20 protein-coding genes and 2 pseudogenes are annotated in these 22,366 nt (G+C 63.5%); 18 read left to right on the forward strand and 4 right to left on the reverse strand.

Features of this window, described 5'->3' with window-relative positions; all coding sequences use genetic code 11:
- The first annotated feature begins 3 nt into the window (after positions 1-3).
- From nuoE to mtnK, 17 genes and pseudogenes are all read left to right on the forward strand, one after another.
- Entirely contained in the window at positions 4-615 is a 612-nt protein-coding gene (nuoE, locus tag AC630_RS30680; RefSeq protein ID WP_018320144.1) for an NADH-quinone oxidoreductase subunit NuoE, read from the forward strand.
- A complete protein-coding gene (locus AC630_RS30685) occupies positions 615-815 on the forward strand; it encodes a hypothetical protein (protein ID WP_074122215.1) in 201 nt (66 codons plus the stop codon). The genes nuoE and AC630_RS30685 overlap by 1 nt, the downstream gene beginning before the upstream one ends.
- A gap of 15 nt (positions 816-830) precedes the next feature.
- On the forward strand, positions 831-2,156 hold the full coding sequence (gene nuoF, locus AC630_RS30690) for an NADH-quinone oxidoreductase subunit NuoF (protein WP_074122216.1): 1,326 nt from the start codon (positions 831-833) through the stop codon (positions 2,154-2,156).
- A gap of 5 nt (positions 2,157-2,161) precedes the next feature.
- The gene (gene nuoG / locus AC630_RS30695; RefSeq protein ID WP_074122217.1) at positions 2,162-4,237 is read left to right on the forward strand and encodes an NADH-quinone oxidoreductase subunit NuoG; all 2,076 of its coding nucleotides are present in this window, start codon (positions 2,162-2,164) and stop codon (positions 4,235-4,237) included.
- A 10-nt stretch (positions 4,238-4,247) separates the two neighbouring features.
- The gene (nuoH, locus tag AC630_RS30700) at positions 4,248-5,315 is read left to right on the forward strand and encodes an NADH-quinone oxidoreductase subunit NuoH (RefSeq protein ID WP_143198452.1); all 1,068 of its coding nucleotides are present in this window, start codon (positions 4,248-4,250) and stop codon (positions 5,313-5,315) included.
- Positions 5,316-5,329: 14 nt separating this feature from the next.
- Positions 5,330-5,818, forward strand: a complete 489-nt coding sequence (gene nuoI, locus AC630_RS30705) for an NADH-quinone oxidoreductase subunit NuoI (protein WP_027529879.1) — start codon at positions 5,330-5,332, stop codon at positions 5,816-5,818.
- Between the two features lie 9 nt (positions 5,819-5,827).
- The gene (locus AC630_RS30710) at positions 5,828-6,466 is read left to right on the forward strand and encodes an NADH-quinone oxidoreductase subunit J (protein ID WP_074122219.1); all 639 of its coding nucleotides are present in this window, start codon (positions 5,828-5,830) and stop codon (positions 6,464-6,466) included.
- Entirely contained in the window at positions 6,463-6,771 is a 309-nt protein-coding gene (nuoK, locus tag AC630_RS30715; RefSeq protein WP_074122220.1) for an NADH-quinone oxidoreductase subunit NuoK, read from the forward strand. The genes AC630_RS30710 and nuoK overlap by 4 nt, the downstream gene beginning before the upstream one ends.
- Before the next feature lie 8 nt (positions 6,772-6,779).
- Positions 6,780-8,858 (forward strand): NADH-quinone oxidoreductase subunit L, encoded by a 2,079-nt coding sequence (nuoL, locus tag AC630_RS30720; protein ID WP_074122221.1) that lies wholly within the window; start codon positions 6,780-6,782, stop codon positions 8,856-8,858.
- The gene (locus AC630_RS30725; RefSeq protein ID WP_074122222.1) at positions 8,859-10,367 is read left to right on the forward strand and encodes an NADH-quinone oxidoreductase subunit M; all 1,509 of its coding nucleotides are present in this window, start codon (positions 8,859-8,861) and stop codon (positions 10,365-10,367) included. It begins immediately after the preceding gene.
- A gap of 22 nt (positions 10,368-10,389) precedes the next feature.
- Positions 10,390-11,826 (forward strand): NADH-quinone oxidoreductase subunit NuoN, encoded by a 1,437-nt coding sequence (nuoN, locus tag AC630_RS30730; RefSeq protein ID WP_074122223.1) that lies wholly within the window; start codon positions 10,390-10,392, stop codon positions 11,824-11,826.
- A 1-nt stretch (position 11,827) separates the two neighbouring features.
- Positions 11,828-12,634 (forward strand): biotin--[acetyl-CoA-carboxylase] ligase, encoded by an 807-nt coding sequence (locus AC630_RS30735; protein WP_074122224.1) that lies wholly within the window; start codon positions 11,828-11,830, stop codon positions 12,632-12,634.
- Positions 12,634-14,305: pseudogene (locus AC630_RS30740) on the forward strand (ribonuclease J). Before AC630_RS30735 ends, AC630_RS30740 begins: the two are co-directional and overlap by 1 nt.
- A gap of 70 nt (positions 14,306-14,375) precedes the next feature.
- Positions 14,376-14,780 carry a methylmalonyl-CoA epimerase gene (gene mce, locus AC630_RS30745; RefSeq protein ID WP_074122225.1) on the forward strand — a complete coding sequence of 135 codons (405 nt, stop codon included), beginning with the start codon at positions 14,376-14,378 and terminating at the stop codon, positions 14,778-14,780.
- Positions 14,781-14,789: 9 nt separating this feature from the next.
- Entirely contained in the window at positions 14,790-15,065 is a 276-nt protein-coding gene (locus AC630_RS30750) for a DUF1467 family protein (protein WP_074122226.1), read from the forward strand.
- Positions 15,066-15,112: 47 nt separating this feature from the next.
- Positions 15,113-15,460: a hypothetical protein gene (locus AC630_RS30755; protein WP_074122227.1), complete on the forward strand. Its 348-nt coding sequence runs from the start codon at positions 15,113-15,115 to the stop codon at positions 15,458-15,460.
- Between the two features lie 120 nt (positions 15,461-15,580).
- Complete coding sequence (gene mtnK, locus AC630_RS30760; RefSeq protein ID WP_074122228.1) at positions 15,581-16,867, forward strand: S-methyl-5-thioribose kinase; 1,287 nt, start codon at positions 15,581-15,583, stop codon at positions 16,865-16,867.
- 87 nt (positions 16,868-16,954) lie between these two features.
- Here mtnK and AC630_RS30765 read toward each other — a convergent pair whose 3' ends face one another.
- Together AC630_RS30765 and AC630_RS30770 are read right to left on the reverse strand one after the other, a co-directional pair.
- Positions 16,955-17,827, reverse strand: a complete 873-nt coding sequence (locus AC630_RS30765) for a GNAT family N-acetyltransferase (RefSeq protein WP_245330567.1) — start codon at positions 17,825-17,827, stop codon at positions 16,955-16,957.
- 83 nt (positions 17,828-17,910) lie between these two features.
- On the reverse strand, positions 17,911-19,287 hold the full coding sequence (locus tag AC630_RS30770; RefSeq protein ID WP_074122230.1) for an FAD-binding oxidoreductase: 1,377 nt from the start codon (positions 19,285-19,287) through the stop codon (positions 17,911-17,913).
- Between the two features lie 106 nt (positions 19,288-19,393).
- On the opposite strand from AC630_RS30770, the gene AC630_RS30775 reads away from it, so the two are divergent.
- Positions 19,394-20,302: a LysR substrate-binding domain-containing protein gene (locus AC630_RS30775; RefSeq protein WP_074122231.1), complete on the forward strand. Its 909-nt coding sequence runs from the start codon at positions 19,394-19,396 to the stop codon at positions 20,300-20,302.
- A 698-nt stretch (positions 20,303-21,000) separates the two neighbouring features.
- Here the strand turns inward: AC630_RS30775 and AC630_RS30785 are convergent.
- Both AC630_RS30785 and AC630_RS30790 read right to left on the reverse strand, forming a co-directional pair.
- Positions 21,001-21,588, reverse strand: a complete 588-nt coding sequence (locus tag AC630_RS30785) for a hypothetical protein (RefSeq protein WP_143198453.1) — start codon at positions 21,586-21,588, stop codon at positions 21,001-21,003.
- A gap of 466 nt (positions 21,589-22,054) precedes the next feature.
- Positions 22,055-22,309: pseudogene (locus AC630_RS30790) on the reverse strand (substrate-binding domain-containing protein); the annotation flags it as partial.
- Between the last annotated feature and the right edge of the window lie 57 nt (positions 22,310-22,366).

Here is a 22,366-nt window from a genome sequence, read left to right on the forward strand (position 1 = left end):
GAGATGTCCGTCCGTCGATTAGCACCGAAGGAAGTCCAGCCCGCGAGCTTCGCGTTCACGGAGGAGAACCTCGCGTTCGCCAAGCAGCAGATCGCGAAATATCCGGCCGGACGCCAGGCCTCCGCCGTCATTGCGATCCTCTGGCGCGCGCAGGAACAGCACGACGGCTGGGTCTCGGAAGCCGCGATCCGCGTCATCGCCGACATGCTCGACATGCCCTATATCCGCGTGCTTGAGGTCGCGACCTTCTACACGATGTTCCAGCTCGCACCCGTGGGCAAGAAGGCCCACGTCCAGGTCTGCGGCACCACGCCGTGCCGCCTGCGCGGCGCCGAGGACCTGATCCACGTTTGCGAGCACCGGATCCATCACGAGCCCTTCCATCTCTCCAAGGACGGCAACTTCAGCTGGGAAGAGGTGGAGTGCCTGGGCGCCTGCGTGAACGCGCCGATGGTTCTGATCGGCAAGGACACCTATGAGGACCTGACCAAGGAAAGTTTTGGCAAGGTGCTTGACGGCTTTGCCTCCGGCAATCCGCCAAAGCCCGGTCCGCAGAACGGCCGCCAGTTCTCGGCGCCGATCACCGGACCGACCACGCTGAAGGAGAGCACCTGATGCGTGATCTCCGCGCAACCGGAGGGAACGAGGCCGTGAAGAAATGGGGCTTCGTCGCCATGCATGCCGCGGTCGCGGCGACCTTCATGTTCCTGCTGCAGCGTTTCATGATGAACGCTTCGCAGGAATCCAGTCTGCTCTGGGCGCTGACCTTCGCCGTCTGTGCCGCCGGGCTTGCCTACAAGCAGGCCAACCGTTGATCGGAAAGCACTGAAATGCTCGAGGACAAGGACCGCATCTTCAAGAACCTCTACGGCCTCCACGACTGGGGGCTCGAGGGCGCGCGGCGCCGCGGCGCCTGGGATGGCACCAAGGCCATCATCGACAAGGGCCGCGACTGGATCATCAACGAGATGAAGGCCTCGGGCCTCCGTGGCCGCGGTGGCGCCGGCTTCCCGACCGGTCTCAAGTGGTCGTTCATGCCGAAGGAATCGACCGACGGCCGGCCGAGCTATCTCGTCGTCAATGCCGACGAGTCCGAGCCCGGCACCTGCAAGGATCGCGAGATCATGCGGCATGATCCGCATCTCCTGATCGAGGGCTGCCTGATCGCGAGCTGCGCGATGAACGCGCACACCTGCTACATCTATGTCCGCGGCGAGTTCATTCGCGAGCGCGAGCATCTCCAGGCCGCCATCGACCAGGCCTATGAGGCCAAGCTGGTCGGCAAGGACAACGTCAACGGCTGGCCGTTCGACATCTATGTCGCGCACGGCGCCGGCGCCTATATCTGCGGCGAGGAAACCGCGCTGCTCGAAAGCCTCGAAGGCAAGAAGGGCCAGCCGCGCCTGAAGCCGCCGTTCCCGGCGAACGTCGGCCTGTTCGGTTGCCCGACCACCGTGAACAACGTCGAGTCGATCGCCGTTGCGCCCGACATCCTGCGGCGTGGCGCGGCCTGGTTCGCCGGCATCGGCCGTCCGAACAATGTCGGTACGAAACTCTTCTGCATCTCCGGTCATGTCGAGCGGCCCTGCAACGTCGAAGAAGCCATGGGCATTCCGTTCCGTGAGCTGATCGAGAAGCATTGCGGCGGCATCCGTGGCGGCTGGGACAACCTCAAGGCCGTGATCCCCGGCGGCTCGTCGGTGCGCATGGTGCCGGCCGAGCAGATCATCGATACGCCGATGGACTTCGACAGCTTGAGCAAGCTGCGCTCGGGTCTCGGCACCGCGGCCGTGATCGTGATGGACAAGTCGACCGACCTGATCCGCGCGATCGCCCGCATCTCCTATTTCTACAAGCACGAGAGCTGCGGCCAGTGCACGCCGTGCCGCGAGGGCACGGGCTGGATGTGGCGGGTGATGACCCGCATGGCCGAGGGCCGCGCCCACAAGCGCGAGATCGACATGCTGCTCGAAGTCACCAAGCAGATCGAGGGCCACACCATCTGCGCGCTCGGCGACGCGGCCGCCTGGCCGATCCAGGGCCTGATCGCGCATTTCCGTCATGAGATCGAAGCGCGCATCGACCAGTATTCGCACAAGGCCGACATCGACGATGCCGGTGTCCGCGATCCCGTGAACATGGTCGCGGCGGAGTAAGAGAAATGACCAAGCTCATCATCGACGGCAAAGAGATCGATGTCCCGCCGGAGTACACGCTGCTCCAGGCGTGCGAAGCCGCGGGCGCCGAGATTCCGCGCTTCTGCTATCACGAGCGCCTGTCGATCGCCGGCAATTGCCGGATGTGCCTCGTCGAAGTGAAGGGCGGCCCGAAGCCGGTCGCGAGCTGCGCCTGGGGCGTGCGCGACTGCCGCCCGGGCCCCAAGGGCGAGCCGCCGGAGATCTCCACCCGCTCGCCGATGGTGAAGAAGGCGCGCGAAGGCGTGATGGAGTTCCTGCTGATCAACCATCCGCTGGACTGCCCGATCTGCGACCAGGGCGGCGAGTGCGATCTGCAGGACCAGGCGATGGGCTACGGCGTCGACACCAGCCGCTTCGCCGAGAACAAGCGCGCGGTCGAGGACAAGTATCTCGGCGCGCTGGTCAAGACCTCGATGAACCGCTGCATCCAGTGCACGCGCTGCGTCCGCTTCTCGGCGGAAGTCGCGGGCGCCCCCGAGATGGGCGCGACCGGCCGCGGCGAGGACATGGAGATCACGACCTATCTCGAGCACGCGCTGACGTCGGAATTGCAGGGCAATCTCGTCGATATCTGCCCGGTCGGTGCGCTGACCTCGAAGCCCTATGCTTTTGCGGCGCGCCCGTGGGAGCTCGGCAAGACCCAGTCGATCGACGTGATGGACGGCATCGGCTCGGCGATCCGCGTCGACACCCGCGGCCGCGAGGTGATGCGCGTGCTGCCGCGCATCAACGAGGCCGTGAACGAGGAGTGGATCTCCGACAAGACCCGCCACATCGTCGACGGCCTGCGCACCCAGCGCCTCGACCGGCCCTATATCCGTGAGGCCGGCAAGCTGCGTGCAGCGAGCTGGACGGAAGCTTTTGCAGCGATCGCCGCGAAGGCGGCGCGCACCGACGGCAAGCGCATCGGCGCGATCGCCGGCGATCTCGCCGGCGTCGAGGAGATGTTCGCGCTGAAGGATCTGCTGGCGAAGTACGGCTCGAGCAATCTGGCGGTGCAGGGCGGCGACGCCTTCGATCCTGCGCTCGGCCGCGGCTCCTACATCTTCAATCCGACGCTCGTCGGCGTCGAGCAGGCCGACGCGCTGCTCATCATCGGTGCCAATCCGCGCAAGGAGGCGGCCGTGTTCAACGCCCGCATCCGCAAGCGCTGGCGCGGCGGCGGCTTCAAGGTCGGCGTGATCGGCGCCAAGGCCGATCTGACCTACGACTATGACCATCTCGGTGCGGGCACCGAGACGCTCGGCGAGCTCGCGGCCGGCAAGCACTCCTTCATGGACGTGCTGAAGCACGCCAAACACCCGATCATCCTGGTCGGCGCGGGCGCGGCCTCGCGCCACGACGGCGCCGCCATTCTCGCAGCCGCCGCCAAGCTCGCGCTCGATGTCGGCGCGGTGAAGGACGGCTGGAACGGTTTTTCCGTGCTGCACGAGACCGCTTCGCGCGTCGGTGCGCTCGATATCGGCTTTGCGGCCGGTCAGGGGGGCCTGAACGCGGCGCAGATGACGACGTTCGGCACGCTGGACGTGCTGTTCCTGCTCGGCGCCGACGAGATCAAGGCGCCGGACGGCACCTTCGTCGTTTACATCGGCACCCACGGTGACCGCGGCGCGCACCGCGCCGACGTGATCCTGCCGGCTGCCGCCTACACCGAGAAGTCCGCGATCTACGTCAACACCGAAGGCCGCGTGCAGATGACCGGACGCGCCGCGTTCCCGCCGGGCGAGGCCCGCGAGGACTGGGCGATCGTTCGTGCGCTGTCGGAGGCGCTCGGCAAGAAGCTCGGCTACGACTCGCTCGCGGCCCTGCGTCAGGCGATCTTCAAGGCCGTGCCGCATCTGATCCGTCTCGACCAGATCGAGGCCGGCTCGGCCGACCAGATCAAGAAGCTGGCGGGGAAGGGCGGCACGCCGGAGAAGGCGCCGTTCAAGCCGCTGGTCGAGGACTTCTACCTGACCAACCCAATCGCGCGTGCGTCCGCCGTGATGGCGGAATGCTCGCGGCTTGCCTCCGGGCAGATGCTGACCGCAGCGGAGTGAGCGTGATCTGATGGAATTCTTCGAAAGCGCATTCTGGACCGGTTTCCTCTGGCCGCTGATCATCATGGTCGCGGAGAGCGTCTTGGTGCTCGTCGTCCTCCTGGTCGCGATCGCCTACATCCTGCTCGCCGACCGCAAGATCTGGGCGGCGGTGCAGATCCGCCGCGGCCCGAACGTGGTCGGCCCATGGGGCCTGCTGCAGTCCTTCGCGGACCTGCTGAAGTTCGTGCTGAAGGAGCCGATCATTCCGTCCGGCTCCAACAAGGGCGTGTTCCTGCTCGCGCCGCTGGTGTCGTGCGTGCTCGCACTCGCCGCCTGGGCGGTGATCCCGACCAATCTCGGCTGGGTGATCTCCGACATCAATGTCGGCATCCTGTTCATCTTCGCGATCTCGTCGCTGTCGATCTACGGCATCATCATGGCCGGCTGGTCGTCGAACTCGAAGTATCCGTTCCTGGCCGCGCTGCGCTCGGCGGCGCAGATGGTGTCCTATGAAGTCTCGATCGGCTTCGTCATCATCACGGTGCTGCTCTGCGCCGGCACGCTGAACCTCACGGCCGTGGTCGAGGCCCAGCATGCACGCGGCCTCGCCAGCCTGATCGGGCTGCCGCAGCTCACCATCCTGAACTGGTATGTGTGGCCGCTGTTCCCGATGTTCGTCGTCTTCTACGTCTCGTCGCTGGCGGAAACCAACCGTCCGCCCTTCGACCTCGTCGAAGCGGAATCCGAGCTCGTCGCCGGCTTCATGGTCGAATACGGCTCGACGCCGTACCTGCTGTTCATGCTCGGCGAATACGTTGCGATCGTCACGATGTGCGCGATGGCGACGATCCTGTTCCTCGGAGGCTGGCTGCCGCCGGTCGATCTGCCGCCCTTCAACTGGGTGCCGGGGATCATCTGGTTTTCGCTGAAGCTATTCTTCATGTTCTTCCTGTTCGCGATGGCGAAGGCGATCGTGCCGCGCTACCGCTACGATCAACTGATGCGCCTCGGCTGGAAGGTGTTCCTGCCGCTGTCGCTGGCGATGGTGATCGTGGTGGCCGGCGTGCTGCATTTCGCCGGCATCGCGCCGAAGTGAGGGCCGTCATGGGTATCAACATCAACGCCACTGCACGCTCGCTTCTGCTGTCGGAATTCGTCTCGGCGTTCTTCCTCGCCATGCGTTATTTCTTCCAGCCGAAGCCGACGCTGAACTATCCGTTCGAGAAGGGGCCGATCTCACCGCGCTTCCGCGGCGAGCACGCGCTGCGCCGCTATCCGAACGGCGAAGAGCGCTGCATCGCCTGCAAGCTGTGCGAGGCGATCTGCCCGGCGCAGGCCATCACCATCGAGGCCGGCCCGCGCCGCAACGACGGCACCCGCCGCACCGTGCGTTACGACATCGACATGGTGAAGTGCATCTATTGCGGCCTCTGCCAGGAGGCCTGTCCGGTCGACGCCATCGTCGAAGGTCCGAACTTCGAGTTCGCGACCGAGACCCGCGAGGAACTGTTCTATGACAAGGCCAAGCTGCTCGCCAACGGCGATCGCTGGGAACGCGAGATCGCGAAAGCGATCGAGCTCGACGCGCCGTACCGGTGAGGTGAGGGCATGATCCTTCCCGCGCTTTTCTTCTATCTGTTCGCCGGCATCTGCGTCGCCTCGGCGGTGATGGTGATTGTCTCGCGCAATCCCGTGCACTCCGTGCTGTACCTGATCCTGGCGTTCGTCAACGCCTCCGGCCTGTTCGTGCTGATGGGCGCCGAATTCCTGGCGATGATCCTGATCGTCGTGTATGTCGGCGCAGTCGCGGTGCTGTTCCTGTTCGTGATCATGATGCTCGACGTCGACTTCCTCGAGCTGCGCGAAGGCTTCATCGAGTACCTGCCGGTCGGCCTCGTGATCGGGGGCATCTTCCTGTTCGAGCTGCTGCTCACCGTCGGCTTCTGGGTCATCAACCCCGGCGTCGCCAAGACCATCACGGCGCCGATCCCGACCAATGTCAGCAACACCGAGGCGCTCGGGCTCGTGCTCTATACGAAGTACATCCACTACTTCCAGCTCGCCGGCATGGTGCTGCTGGTCGCCATGATCGGCGCCATCGTGCTGACGCTGCGGCACAAGGCGAGCGTGAAGCGGCAGGACATCAACGTTCAGAACGCACGCACGCCCGAAATGGCGATGGCGATGCGCAAGGTGGCGCCGGGGCAGGGGCTCTCGGATGCCGATGCGGCGGAGTGGGTGAAATGACGATCGGGATCGGACACTATCTTGCCGTCGGCGCGATCCTGTTCACGCTCGGGATTCTCGGTATCTTCCTGAACCGCAAGAACATCATCGTCATCCTGATGTCGATCGAGCTGATCCTGCTCTCGGTCAACATCAACCTCGTGGCGTTCTCGACCTTCCTCGGCGACATCGTCGGCCAGGTCTTCGCGCTGCTGGTGCTGACCGTTGCGGCCGCAGAAGCCGCAATCGGTCTCGCCATCCTGGTGGTCTATTTCCGCAACCGCGGCTCGATCGCGGTTGAGGACGTCAATCTGATGAAGGGCTGAGCTCAGTCATGGTTCAGGCAATTGTATTTCTGCCTCTGCTGGGCGCCATTCTCGCCGGCCTGATCGCGATCGTCGGCGCACACGGCCGCAACCCCTCAGGCGACACGGTCGAGCATCACGACGACCACGGTCACGGCGATGCTCACGCCTCGGCCGCCCATGACGGCGATGGTCACGACGATCACGCTCATGACGACCACGGCCACGGCCCGGTCGAGCCGGCGGCGGCTGGCTCGCGCGGCGCCGAGCTGATCACCACCGCGCTCCTCTTCGTGTCGGCGGCGTTGTCCTGGATGACGCTGGTCGATGTCGGCTTCATGCACCACGATGCCCGGATCCAGGTCATGCCCTGGATATTCTCCGGCGACCTCCAGGTCTGGTGGGCGCTGCGGGTGGACACGCTCACCGCCGTGATGCTGGTTGTCGTGACGACCGTGTCCTCGCTCGTGCACCTCTATTCCATCGGTTACATGGACGAGGACCCGTACCGGCCGCGTTTCTTCGGCTATCTCTCGCTGTTCACCTTCGCCATGCTGATGCTGGTGACTGCGGACAATTTGGTGCAGCTGTTCTTCGGCTGGGAAGGCGTGGGTCTGGCCAGCTACCTCCTGATCGGATTCTGGTACCAGAAGCCGTCGGCGAACGCGGCGGCGATCAAGGCTTTCGTGGTCAACCGTGTCGGCGACTTCGGCTTCGCGCTCGGCATCTTCGCGATCTTCGCACTCGTCGGCTCGACCGATTTCGAGACGATCTTCCACGCCGCGCCCGGCCTCACCGGCAAGACCGTCAACTTCCTCGGCTGGCACGCCGACGCGCTGACACTGACCTGCCTCCTGTTGTTCATGGGCGCGATGGGCAAGTCGGCGCAGTTCCTGCTGCACACCTGGTTGCCGGACGCGATGGAAGGCCCGACCCCGGTCTCCGCGCTGATCCACGCCGCGACCATGGTGACCGCGGGCGTCTTCATGGTGGCGCGCCTGTCGCCGCTGTTCGAACTCGCCCCGACCGCCCAGGCCGTCGTGATGTTCTTCGGCGCCACCACCGCGTTCTTCGCCGCGACCGTCGGCCTCGTCCAGAACGACATCAAGCGCATCGTCGCGTACTCGACCTGTTCGCAGCTCGGCTACATGTTCGTCGCGATGGGAGCAGGGGCCTATTCGGTCGGCATGTTCCACCTGTTCACGCACGCCTTCTTCAAGGCGCTGTTGTTCTTGGGCTCCGGCTCGGTGATCTACGCGATGCACCACGAGCAGGACATCCGCAACATGGGCGGCCTCTGGCGCAAGATCCCCTACACCTACGTGGTGATGGTGGTCGGCACGCTGGCGCTGACCGGCTTCCCGCTTACCGCCGGCTATTTCTCCAAGGACGCGATCATCGAGTCCGCCTACGCCTCGCACAATCCGTTCGCGGTGTACGGCTTCCTGATGACGGTCGTCGCCGCCGGCCTGACCTCGTTCTACTCCTGGCGCCTGATCTTCAAGACCTTCCACGGCGAGCCGCATGACGAGCATCACTACGAGGCCGCGCATGAAGCGCCGCTCTGGATTCTGATCCCGATCGGCGTGCTCGCGGTCGGCTCGATCGTCGCGGGCTTCCCGTTCAAGGAGCTGTTCGCCGGTCACGGCGTCGAGGAGTTCTTCCGCGAGTCCGTGAAGATGAATCCGCACATCATCGAGGAGATGCACCACATCCCCGAGACCATCGCCTTCCTGCCGACGGTGATGATGGTGCTGGGCTTCCTCGTGTCGTACCTGTTCTACATCCGCCGGCCTTACCTGCCGGTCGAGCTCGCGAAAACGCAGCCGATGCTGTACCAGTTCCTGCTCAACAAATGGTACTTCGACGAGCTCTACGACGTCATCTTCGTCCGCCCGGCGAAGTGGATTGGCTATCAGCTCTGGAAGAAGGGCGACGGCTTCATCATCGACGGCTTCGGGCCCGACGGCGTTTCCGCGCGCGTCCTGGACATCACCCGCAATGTCGTGAAGATCCAGACCGGCTATCTCTATCACTATGCATTCGCCATGCTGATCGGCGCCGCTGGCCTGATCACCTGGTTCATGTTCGGCTTTGGAGGCCAGTAAATGACAACCTGGCCCATCCTTTCGGTCACGACGTTCCTGCCGCTGGTCGGCGCGCTGATCGTCTATCTCAGCCGCGGCGATGATGAGGCGGCCAAGCGCAATTCGCGCTGGATCGCGCTCTGGACCACGCTGATCACCTTCGCGGTGTCGGTGATCCTGGTCATGCGCTTCGATCCCACGGTCGCCGACTTCCAGTTCGTCGAGAAGGCGAACTGGCTCGCCACCGGCATCACCTATCACATGGGTGTGGACGGCATCTCGCTGCCCTTCGTGATCCTGACCACCGCCCTGATGCCGTTCTGCATCATCGCGAGCTGGACGGCGATCCAGAGCCGGGTGCGCGAGTACATGATGGCGTTCCTGATCCTGGAAACGCTGATGATCGGCACCTTCTCGGCGCTCGATCTCTTGCTGTTCTACCTGTTCTTCGAAGGCGGCCTGATACCGATGTTCCTGATCATCGGCGTCTGGGGCGGTCCGCGTCGGGTCTATGCGTCGTTCAAGTTCTTCCTCTACACGCTGCTCGGCTCGGTCCTGATGCTGCTCGCCATCATGGCGCTGTACTGGAACGGCGGCACCACCGACATCCCGACCCTGATGCACACCGCCGTGCCGCGGTCGTTGCAGACCTGGGCCTGGCTCGCCTTCTTCGCCTCCTTCGCGGTGAAGATGCCGATGTGGCCGGTGCACACCTGGCTGCCCGACGCGCACGTCGAGGCGCCGACGGCGGGCTCGGTGATCCTCGCCGCGATCCTGCTGAAGATGGGCGGCTACGGCTTCCTGCGCTTCTCGCTGCCGATGTTCCCGCTGGCCTCGCATGACTTCGCGCCGCTGATCTTCACGCTCTCGACCATCGCCATCATCTACACCTCGCTGGTGGCCCTGATGCAGGAGGACATGAAGAAGCTGATCGCGTACTCCTCGGTCGCGCATATGGGCTTCGTCACCATGGGCATCTTCGCCGGCACCATGCAGGGCGTTGCCGGCGGCGTGTTCCAGATGATCTCGCACGGCATCGTCTCCGGCGCGCTGTTCCTCTGCGTCGGCGTCGTCTACGACCGCATGCACACCCGCGAGATCGCGGCCTATGGCGGCCTCGTCAACCGGATGCCGCTCTACGCGCTGACCTTCATGGTCTTCACCATGGCCAATGTCGGTCTGCCCGGCACGAGCGGTTTCGTCGGCGAGTTCATGACGCTGGTCGGCACCTTCAAGGTCTCGATCCCGACCGCGTTCTTCGCCTCCTTCGGCGTGATCCTGTCGGCCTGCTATGCGCTCTGGCTCTATCGCAAGGTCGTGTTCGGGGCGCTGGTCAAGCCTTCGCTGATGAGCGTCAAGGATCTCACCTTGCGCGAATGCGTGACGCTGTTCCCGCTGATCGCGCTGACGATCCTGTTCGGCTTCTATCCGAAGCCGGTGCTCGACATGTCGGCCGCCTCGGTCCAGCAACTCGTCAACAATTACAACACCGCTGTGACGGCCGTGAAGGCCGCCGCACTGCTCCAGTGATCGGGCAGGTCAGGATATTGCCATGAGCTTTGAGACTGCAGGTTATCAACTGGCGCCAGTGCTGCCCGAGATCGTGCTCGCGATCGGCGCCATGGCGCTCTTGATGCTGGGGGCCTACCGCGGGCAGGGGACCACAAGGACGGTCACGTCGCTTGCCGTCGTGCTGCTGATCGTGGTCGGCGCGCTCGTGTACATGCAGCCCGCGGGCAAGCAGGTGACCTTCGGCGGCAGCTTCATCGTCGACGATTTTGCGCGCTTCATGAAGATCCTGACCCTGATCGGCTCGGCGGTGACGCTGGTTCTGTCGACCGAGTTCCTGTCCGACCCCTCGCGGCGCATCTTCGAATACGCGATCCTGGTGCTGCTCTCGACGCTCGGCATGATGGTGCTGATCTCGGCCGGCGACCTGATCTCGCTCTATCTCGGCCTTGAGCTGATGTCGCTTGCGCTCTATGTCGTGGCGGCCTCGAACCGTGACGACACCAAGTCGAACGAAGCCGGCCTGAAATACTTCGTGCTCGGCGCGCTGTCATCGGGCATGCTGCTGTACGGCGCCTCGCTGGTCTATGGCTTCACCGGCACGGTCAGCTTCACGGGCATCGCGTCGGTCGCGACGGTCTCGAATGTCGGCCTGGTGTTCGGTCTTGTCTTCCTGCTCGCCGGCCTGTGCTTCAAGGTCTCGGCCGTGCCGTTCCACATGTGGACGCCGGACGTGTACGAGGGCGCTCCGACGCCGGTGACCACCTTCTTCGCCTCGGCACCGAAGGTGGCCGCGCTCGCCGTCTTCACCCGCGTCACGCTCACCGCATTCCCGGGCATCGTCACGCAGTGGCAGCAGATCCTGGTGTTCGTGGCGATCGCCTCGATGGCGCTCGGCTCCTTCGCCGCGATCGGTCAGACCAACATCAAGCGCCTGATGGCCTATTCCTCGATCGGCCACATGGGCTTCGCGCTGGTCGGCCTTGCCTCTGGCACGGTCGAGGGCGCGCAGGGCGTGCTGATGTACATCGTGATCTATGTCGCGATGACGCTCGGTTCGTTCTCGGTCATCCTCGCCATGAAGCGCAACGGCCAGGCCGTGGAGCAGATCAGCGATTTCGCCGGCCTGTCGCGGACCAACCCGCTGCTCGCCTTCATGTTCGCGATGCTGCTGTTCTCGCTCGCAGGCATCCCGCCGCTCGCCGGCTTCTTCGCCAAGTGGTACGTCTTCGTCGCCGCCATCAAGGCCAATCTGTTCACGCTTGCCGTCATCGGCGTGCTGACCAGCGTGGTGGGCGCTTACTACTACCTCGCCATCGTCAAGACGATGTACTTCGACGAGCCGGCCGGCAAGGTCGACCCGGTGCGTTTCGAGGTGCGGACGGTGCTGGCGGTCGCGGGCCTGTTCAACATCCTGTTTGCATTGTTCGCGGGCCCGGTGGTGAGCGTCGCCTCCGCCGCGGCAAAGTCGCTGTTCTAGGATGGGGTTCGCGCTCGGTCCTCGCGCATTGTCCGCGGGCCATCGGCTCGCGGCTTTCGAACGGACCGGCTCGACCAATACCGACGCGATCGAACATGCCAGGCGCGGCGAACGCGGCCCGATGTGGTTCGTCACATCCGAGCAGACCGCCGGCCGCGGTCGCCGCCAGCGCGCCTGGATCGCGCCGCGCGGCAATCTGGCAGCCAGCGTTCTTGAAGTCCTGGACGTCGCCCCCGCCGTCGCCGCGACGCTTGGCTTTGCGGCCGGCCTTGCGGAGGAGGCGGCGCTGGAGAAGGTCAGCCTGGAAGCCGCGCTGCGCCTTGGCCCGGACCGCCCCCGCTACGCCTTGAAATGGCCGAACGACGTGCTCGCCGGAGGCAAGAAGCTCGTCGGCATCGCCCTCGAGGCTGAAGTTGTCGGCGACCGCCTCGCCGTCGTCGCAGGCATGGGGACCAACGTCGTGGCAGCGCCGGAAGGCACCCCGACGCCCGCGGTGTCGCTCGCAGCGCTCGGCGTCCAGATCAGCGCCGAGGAGCTGTTCCTGGCATTGTCCGACGCCTGGGTCGAATTCCGCGGCATCTGGGACAATGGCCGCGGCTTTGCCGAGATCCGCAAGCTGTGGCTGGAGCGCGCCGCCGGCCTCGGCGAGCGGGTCGCAATCAACACGGGAACGATGACGTTGGAAGGCATTTTTGACACCATCGACGACACCGGCTGCCTGATCGTACGCACCGCGGAGGGCCGGCGTGTGCCCGTGGCCGCGGGCGAGGTGTTCTTCGGCTCGGCCGCCTCCGTGGGAGCTGCCTGATGGCGAGGCCCGACGAACTGGTCTTTGCGCCGCTCGGCGGCGTCGGCGAGATCGGCATGAACCTGTCGGTCTACGGCCTCGGCAACCGCCAACAACGCGCCTGGCTCGCGGTCGACCTCGGTGTCTCCTTCGGCGACGAGGAGCATCTGCCGGGCATCGACCTGATCATGCCCGACATCAGCTTCCTGGAGAAGGAACGCAAGAACCTGATGGGCCTGGTGCTGACCCACGCCCATGAGGACCATTTCGGCGCCATCATCGACCTCTGGCCGAAGCTGAAATGCCCGATCTATGCGACCCAGTTCAGCGCCGCACTGTTCGAGGCCAAATGCGCCGCCGAGCGTAATGCGCCTGATATCCCGGTCACGGTGGTCCCGTCCGGCGGCCGCGTCGATGTCGGCCCGTTCAACGTCGAGTTCATTCCCGTCGCGCATTCGATCCCGGAAGCGCACGCGCTGGCGATCCACACCGAGGCCGGCACGGTGCTGCACACCGGCGACTGGAAGATCGACCCGACCCCGACCCTGGGGAGCCCGACCGACGAGAAGCGGCTGCGCGAACTGGGCGAGGAGGGCCTGCTCGCGCTGATCGGCGATTCCACCAACGCCGTGCGCGATGGCCGCTCACCGTCGGAAGCGGAGGTCGCCAGGACCATCATCGACTTGGTCAAATCAGCCAAGGGCCGCGTCGCGGTGACGACCTTCGCCTCCAACGTCGCCCGCATCAAGGCTGTGGCCGACGCCGCCAGGGCCGCCGACCGCGAGGTCGTCGTGGTCGGCCGCGCCATGGAGCGCGTGGTGCAGGTCGCGCGTGAGACCGGCTATCTCGATGGCGTCCAGAATTTCCGCTCGCCCGAGGTGTACGGCCATCTTCCGCAGGACAAGGTGCTGGCGTTATGCACCGGCAGCCAGGGCGAGCCGCGCGCCGCGCTGGCGCGCATCGCCAATGACGACCATCCCGAGATCACGCTCAACCGCGGCGACAGCGTGATCTTCTCCTCGCGGACCATTCCCGGCAACGAGAAGGCCGTCGGCTCGATCATGAACAATCTGGTCCTGCAGGGTGTCGAGATCATCACCGACCGCGACCATCTGGTCCACGTCTCCGGCCATCCCCGCCGCGACGAGTTGCGCGACCTGATCGCCTGGACCAAACCGCAGCTCCTGATCCCGGTGCACGGCGAGGCCCTGCACCTGCACGAGCACGCCAAGCTCGCGCGCGCCGCCGGCGTGCCCCCGCGTGCTGGTCTGCCGCAACGGCGACCTCGTCAAGCTCGGCCCCGGCGATCCCGGAATCGTCGGTGAGATACCTTCGGGCCGCCTCTATAAGGACGGAACGATTTTGGAGGACTCCAAGTCCCGCGCCGTGGTCGAGCGGCGGCGGATGGCGTTCTCCGGCTGCGTTTTCGTCGCCGTCGCCATGACCGCGCAGGGCGAACTTGCTGACGATCCCGAGGTCGATCTCGTCGGCATCCCCGAAAAGAACAAAGCGGGCGAGACCTTCGACGACCTTGTCTTCGACGCCGTGATGTCCACGATCGAGGGGTTGCCAAAGGCGCGCCGCCGCGATCCGGACGCCTTGGGCGAGTCGGTGCGGCGCGCCGTCCGGGCCGTGATCAACGAACATTGGGGCAAAAAGCCCCTCTGTCTGGTACACGTGCTGACAGTCTGAGTGTTAAAGTATGATCTCTTCGGAAAGCCGCTTCACCGCATTTCCGGATCATGCTCTGAGGGAGAGAAACATGCTGGGCCGGCTCAACCATGTCGCGATCGCGACCAAGGACGCCATCAAGGCCGCCAAGATCTACGGCGCGGCGTTCGGAGCGCAGATCTCGGAGGCCGTCGCGCTGCCGGAGCATGGCGTCACCACCGTGTTCGTGACGCTGCCCAATACCAAGATCGAGTTCATCGAGCCCTATGGCGAGGGATCGCCGATCGCGAAATTCCTCGAGCGTAATGCCGACGGCGGCATCCACCACGTCTGCTACGAGGTCGTCGACATCATCGCCTCGCGCGACACGCTGGTGAAGGAGGGCGCGCGGGTGCTCGGCGACGGCGTGCCGAAGATCGGCGCCCACGGCAAGCCGGTGCTGTTCCTGCACCCGAAGGATTTCTCCGGGGCGCTTGTCGAGATCGAGCAGGCGTAAGGCCGCCCCATGGCCGTCCAGATATCAACCGCGCTCGCGATCTACTTCGTCATCTGGTGGGTGGCGCTGTTTCTGACGCTGCCGTTCGGCGTGCGCAGCCAGCACGAGGATGGCGTGGGTGCCCCAGGCACCGACCCCGGCGCGCCGATCCTGACGCGGATGGGCCGCAAGCTGATCTGGACCACGATCATCTCGGCGATTATTTTCGGGATCGGAATGGCCGCCTATAACGCCGGCTATCTTTCGATCGAACGCTTGTCGAAACTGATGGGAATGCCGTTCTAGGAGTTCTTGCTACAGCTTTTCGGTTGGGTCGTTGTTCGGGGGGACGAATGACTTTTCAAAGGATCGTCGTTGCGCTTCTGGTGCTGATCGTGGCCGGTCTCGGTGCCATCGGGTATGTCGAATGGCGGATGGCCGTGCAGGTGCGGACGCTGAAGGCGTTCGTCGAGGGCTATGTCTTCAATGAGGCGGTCGCGGCCTGCGAGCGGGCGCAGAGTTCGACGCCATTCAAGTGGAACGGGGGCAAGAGCACCTCGGTCATCGGCCTGAACTCGGTGAAGCTCGACAAATACACGGTCAGCGCCAGCTACACGCTGGTGGCGGACAGCGTCTATTGTGATTACGATCCCATCAAAAGAAAGGCCGAGATCGGCTCGAGCTTCCTGGAGCGGGAGTAACGATCCGGCCCTGCCAAGAGCATGATCCGGAAAAGTGCGAAGCGGTTTTCCGAGAAGATCATGCTCAAATAACAATCTAAAGCGCGATCTCATCGCGCTTTAGCATGGGGTGGGATCGTCATGACGCAGGGGCAGGGGGATTACCGGATTCTGCAGGAGGCGGCCTTGCGGGACTATCTCGCGGGTCTGCCGGACCTCAAGGCGATTCTCGGCGGCGAGCCGGCCTCCTGGGCGATCACCGAGGTCGGCGACGGCAACCTCAATCTCGTCTTCATCGTGAAGGGGGCGCGCGGCGGCATCGCCGTGAAGCAGGCGCTGCCTTACGTCCGTCTCGTCGGCGAGAGCTGGCCGCTGCCGCTGTCGCGGGCCCATTACGAATATCTCGCTCTGTCCCGGCAGGCCCAGCTCGCGCCGGGCCTCGTGCCGGCGCTGCTGCATCACAACGAGACGCTGGCGCTGACGGTGATGGAGCTCCTCGAGCCCCATATCATCATGCGCAAGGGGCTTGTCGCGGGTGCGCAATATCCGCGTTTCGTCGACGACATCACCACCTTCATGGCGCGGACGCTGTTCTTCACCTCCGACCTCGCGCTCACCGCCGCGGACAAGAAGGAAGGCATCGCGGCTTTCGCCGGCAACCATGCGCTGTGCAAGATCACCGAGGATTTGATCTTCACCGATCCCTATCGCATCGCCGAGCAGAACCGCTGGACCGCGCCCTACCTCGATGGGCTGGCGGCAGCCCTGCGCGACGACATGGAGCTGCATGTCGCGATCTCCCGGCTGAAGCTGAAGTTCATGGCAAGCCCCGAAGCGCTGCTCCATGGCGACCTCCACACCGGCTCGATCATGGTCACGGATAGCCAGACGCGGGTGATCGATCCCGAATTCGCGTTCTATGGCCCGATGGGGTTCGACGTTGGCGCAGTGCTGGCCAATTTGCTGATGGCCTATTTCGCCTCCGCCGGTCACGAGCGATCGCCGGGCGAGCGCCGCGCGTTCGAGGGCTGGGTGCTGGACACCGTCGATAAGGTCTGGAACGGGTTCGCGCGAAAATTCCTCGATCTCTGGCGTGCAGAAGCCGCTGGCGATGCCTATCCCGTCTCGCTCTTCGCCGGCGAGAAGGGCGCCGCACGCCTGGAGGCCGAGCGACAAGCCTACATGCGGCGGCTGTTCGCCGACACGGTCGGCTTTGCCGCGGCAAAAACCATCCGCCGTATCTTCGGCCTCGCCCACAACATCGATTTCGAACTGATCGAAGACCCGCGGAAGCGAGCGATCAGCGAAGCCCGCGCCGTGCGGCTGGCGCGCGCGATGATGATGGAGACGGGATCGTTCCCGGCGATTGCCGACGTTACGATTGCCGCGCGAAAGTTGCGGGACTGGCAGCCGGAATTATCCAACTGACCAACCCTCATGGTGAGGAGCGCGTCTTCGCGCCCCGTCATTGCGCGGTTACCCCACGACGTTGCCCTTCAACTCATCTGGATTGAGCTACATGAATCCGGGATTTCGCGGGAGGTAGCTGGCCCAATCTCCGAATTGCCGGTTCGACATCAGCAACATCGGGAGCGTTAGATGCATCCCGTGGTTCATCGCCGCCTTGAGCGCTGGCTCGCTCGCGCCCGGCACGAAAGCCGAGATGTTTGGAGAATTGCTCCGTGCCGCAAACGACAACGCACTGGCGAAAGCTGGACCCACGAGATCCGGCCGACGGACTGCAAGCGGGCCAATGTGTCCTCCGGAGATATAGACATACCCTACGCACTCGCTGCCGGCGTGGATGGTGAACCCGCTCGTCGTGCCGTCGCCAAGGAGATATCGGTGATGCTTCTCTCTGGAAACGCCGACGGCACTGATATCCATGAGCGCCAGCTCGTCGAACCTGGCTGTCTTGGCCGTGAGAGATTCAAGACGGAGCCGCGGCTCAGCCAATCGGGGCGCCAGGCAGTCACGAGGCGCGCTGACCATGTAGATCGGAAAGCGCGGGAATAGTCCGTGGCGGATGTAGAGCCCCTGGGACACGTTGTTGAACGTGAAAGTGATCAGCGCCTTGATGGATGCTCCGCGCGCTTCTGCGTGAGCGAACGTCTTGCTGATAAGTTGATTTCCGATGCCGTCGCTCTGGCGGTCAGGTGCCACGAACAGCTGTGCCAGAAACCAAAGTTCGCCGCAAACCCAACTCCACGCGAAGCCGATAACTTCTCCGTCGTCATCGGCTACCCATAGACCTTCGGTATCGTCCCTTAGCGAGAAGGCCTGAAAATTCGGAGGGTGAGAGGATGCGATCTTTCCGAAGCCCCGCCGTTCAGTGAGTTCATTGATGCTGGCGACCACGAGCTCATCGGCCCGCGTCAAGTCGTCCATGCAAGCGGGTCGGCACACGATAGCCATGTTCGAGTCCTCCTGCGGGATCGGTATGCCGGACCAACGACAGCATGACCTGGTGATCAGGCCAGCGGCCGGATGTTCTGGTTCATGCGAAAGAAGTTCGTCGGATCGTATTTCGCCTTGATCCGCTGCAGACGCCGGTAGTTCGGCCCATACGCGGCAGCGACAGGATCGCCCGCCTCGTCGTCATCGAGATAATTGACATACCGGCCGGAGGCGAAGAAGGGCCGCATGCTTTCGTGGGTTTCGCGTGCCCACGAGATGCAGCGGCTGGTGTCGCCAGGCTGCATCCATTGCGCGAGTATCAGGAAGTTGTAGCCATCTCGCCGATGCGGAAATGCCGTATCCCCTGGACCAACACGGGCCGCCGCGCCGTGGATGTGTTCAAGAAGCAGCTGGCCCATGGGAGTCGGGCAGCGCGCGAAACATTCGATCATGGTCGCAATCGCAGCATCGCTCAGCTCCGTGAGGAAGTTCGATTTCCAGTAGTTGAGGGCGCCCCTGGGGTAGTTGGCGTCGAGCATGCTGTTGAGCTGGCAATAGGGCATCGGCCCGACTGCGTCCATGATCGGAGCCCCGAACTGCTTCAGCGGCCGTACGGCTCGTTCGGCATCCGTCGCTGGGCCGCAGTGACAGGTGACAAGAGCAGCGACCTCCGTGCCGGACCCGTCGGGGGCATGCGTCAGGGTCGCGAACAGCGTGTGCTCGTCCGCTAACGATTGCGTACTGGCCCGGAAGAATTCGAGCAGGTCGCGGGAGCGTTCGATGGGGTGGACGATTGGGCCGCCGGTAATGATTGGCCCTACTGGATGGAGGTCGTATTCGAGGCTGGTTGCGATCCCGAAGTTTCCGCCGCCGCCGCGAATGGCCCAGAACAGATCGGGCTCCTCTTGCTTGCTGGCCCGCAAGACCTTGCCTTCGGCGGTGACGAGTTCGACAGCCCGCAAATTGTCCAGTGCCAGGCCGTACTTGCCCATCAGCCAGCCCAGTCCCCCGCCGAGGGTCAGTCCGGCGATCCCGGTGGTCGAGACCACGCCGCCGGTGACCGCAAGTCCGTGAAGTTGCGTCTCGCGATTGACCTCGCCCCATGTGACCCCGCCCTGCGCCCGTACGGTCTTGCGGGCAGCATCGACGTGGACGCCTTTCATTGGTGACAGGTCGATCATGATCCCGCCGTCAATGGTCGCGCGTCCTGCCACATTATGGCCGCCGCCACGAACCGCGACCTCGAGGCCGAGCTTGGTCGCAAGAGCGACGGCGTCCACGACGTCGGCCACACTGCGGCATCGGGCAATCAACGCCGGTCGTTTGTCGACCAGCCCGTTGTGGACTTTTCTCGCCTCCTCAAAGCCCTCGTCCGTTGGTTTGAGGAGCTGTCCCCCAAAAGAGGCGCTAAGGTCGGCGGCGGCGCTGGCGACAGATGCGATGGACGACATGACAAGGTCTCCCCGGTTCGACCCGCCAATCCTCAATCGCGGGCTGGCTCGGGGCAAATCCGAAGAATTCAGGTGACGATGAATTAATTTCACCTAGACTGGCCGCATGCACAAGCTGCCGCCCCTGAGCGAACTTCGCGCTTTTGAAGCTGCCGCCCGCCATCTGAGCTTCAAAAAGGCAGCGGAAGAACTCGGCGTGACGCCGACTGCGATCAGCCACCAGATCGGGTTGCTCGAGCAGTATTGTGGTCGCGCTCTGTTCCGCCGCAGGCCGCGGCCTCTTTCGCTGACCGCTGCCGGAGCGGAGCTATTCCCCGCCATTCGGGGCGGGCTTGAGATGTTTGCCGCTGCAATTGCGGCCGTCAAGCAGGAGCGCGACCAGCAGCCGCTTCGGGTGACGACAACCAACGCTTTCGCCAGCCGCTGGCTCGTGCCCCGTCTGCCCGTGTGGCGAAAGTTGCATCCTGATGTGCCGCTGGAGATCATTGGCACGGACACAGTGCTCGATCTGCAGGCCGGAGATGGCGATGTCGCCATTCGTTACGCAACCAGCCGGGTACTGCCGACAGACGGGATCGTCGATGATCTCTTCAGCGATACATTCTGGCCGGTCTGCAGTCCGCGCCTGCTTTCAGCGGGACGCCTGAAGAGACCGGTCGATCTTGCAAACCACGTTCTGATCCACTCCTATTGGTCACCGGCCGATCGTGAGCCGCCCACATGGCAGAGATGGCTTGCCGCGGCGCAGCGCAGATGGCGTGAAGTGCCCGAATTCAAGGACATGCAGCACCTGAGTTTCCACGAGGAACTGCACGCCATCGAGGCGGTGATCGCCGGGCAGGGAGTCGGGATTTTCAGTGATGTGCTTGTGGCAAACGAGCTCGCCGCCGGCACGCTGGTGAAGGCGTTCAAGTTGAGCTTGTCCGGCTATAGCTTCCATGTGGTGAGCAAGCCGAGCCATCCGCGCAAGAAAACCATCCGGGCCTTCTCGGAGTGGTTGCAGTCGAGTACTTGATCCACCTCTCGTGCCCTCGAAATGCCTCAGTGCGACAAAAGGGGCACCTGGATCGACGCTATGGCGGCGGAAATGCGATCCAGTTCACACTCGACGTTACGTCTGGGTTCTATAATCTAGACACGACCGGAAACAGGTAGGCCAGTCCTACCGCGGAATGGCACAGCCAACTGCCGCTCGCGATCACGCAAAAGGGATGGTGGCTCGCCTTTCTGTACTTGGCGGAGGGTGATCATGCACGCAGCTACAGCCGGATGGCAGCCCACCTCGATAGCTCCGCGTGACCGAGATCTCGAAATCTGCGCATTGGATTTCGACGGTATTGTCCATGCAATTCCTTATCCCTGTCACAAGGACGGGACCAATTGGGTCGATCGCTCGGGTCAACGGCACGCCGACATCGAGCCGACCCACTGGCGCACGTGGACTGACCCAAGCTAGGTCGGCGTACGAGGCGCGTCGTCCACGACTTTCTTGCAGTTTCCACCTGTGCGCATCGGAAGGCCGGAGCATTGTCCGCTGTGGGGGACACGAGCGGACATTCGTACCTTTAGCGGAATTTCATCGACGCACTAGACTAGGTGCGCTGGCCGCCTATGGCTGCTTCTTGATGACCACGATCGTCTTCTCGACTTTCGGCCGCGCTTCCCGGAGACAGCGCCGAAGGCAAAGCGAGCGGTACTGATCGTGGAAAGCCTCTAGTAAAATCTTTGAACGACTTCGGTCAGCCCATTCGCAACCAGCACCGTCGCGACGTATACGACAAGATAGGACAATAAAATCGCCGAATAGATGCGCGTCTTCGATCTCTCGTACACGACCGCCAGATAGGCGTACTGCCTCTTGGCTATTAACAGTAGCAGGAAACATCCCAAGGCTAGTTCTAAGTAAAGAAGTGCAACCGAACCGGTTGAAAGAAGGTAATGCACCAGGCCCATTCCGAACCAGAACGGTCCCCAGACGAGGGCGGCCGCCGCTCCCGTGACCAGGAGATATGGTCGCGCCGTTGCCTTGAGAGGCACTCCCTTCGGAGCCACAAGGCCATGCACGACGAGGAAACCCAAGAGAAATATGAACGGAGAGGCAAAATTAATCAGCTTGATTGACAGGCTTTGTGTCCGGGTATCGCGTTCGACCGCATCAATGAAGGCGTTGCCAAGCGAAGCATTCTGCGTCGCGAGGTAAGCCCCAATTTGGTAGGGGTCGATCGAGCCTGCCTTGGGTCGAATTTTTTTTTGCCGCGGAAGAGCTTCCAGGAAGCAGAATTTCCGCGATGGCATCTTCATAGCGCAGAACATATCCAGGACGGCTTGCAAACGAATCGTATTGCATTACGTCACGAAGATCGAAGATTTGGATGAATTGATCGGTTTGTTCCGGCGAGAGCGACTTGAATCCGTCAGTCCAGGATGCTGCTGAACCTCTTGGATCAAGAGCGCCCAACGCAGCGGTAAGTGCTACGGCCCAAAAAGCAAACCGATAGATTTTTACTTTGCGATGCCATTCTTGTGGAGGATCGTCTCGCAACACCAGATAGGAGATGATCAAGTACTTGAGGGGTGGCTTCTTGACAGCGCTCCGGGCGAGCCGTCGTGTCAGGGCGGAGCTAGAGCTGGCAAGACGTCGTACCCAATCGATCACGAGTCTACCCGCGTTAGATCGAAATGCGCCAGTTAACCTCAAGTTGAGGCCTGTATATCAATTTTCCGGATCACCCGGAAGCTCAAGCTGTGATGGCCGGGCGAGCCAACTTCAACGCGACGGCAATGGCTTCAATCCGGCTTTCGCGATGACGGCTGCGGCGTCTGCAGAGGAAAGGAATTTCAAAAGGTCGATCCCGGCATCGGGATGTTGTGAAATTTTGGGCAATGCGCCGACAAAAGGAGTCGGAGGTTGAGCCTCAGACGGCACTGTGCCCACGAAATCGACGCCAGATACGTGGATCAGTTCGGGGACCTGCTGGAAACCGATTTCCGCCTCCCCACGGGCGACGACTTCGGCCACGGGCTCGCCCGAAGGGGGCCCCGCACCTTGCGCGTCTTACCGGAGAGTTGGTCAGCCACG

The organism is Bradyrhizobium sp. AS23.2 (assembly GCF_001908185.1).
GTDB lineage: Bacteria > Pseudomonadota > Alphaproteobacteria > Rhizobiales > Xanthobacteraceae > Bradyrhizobium.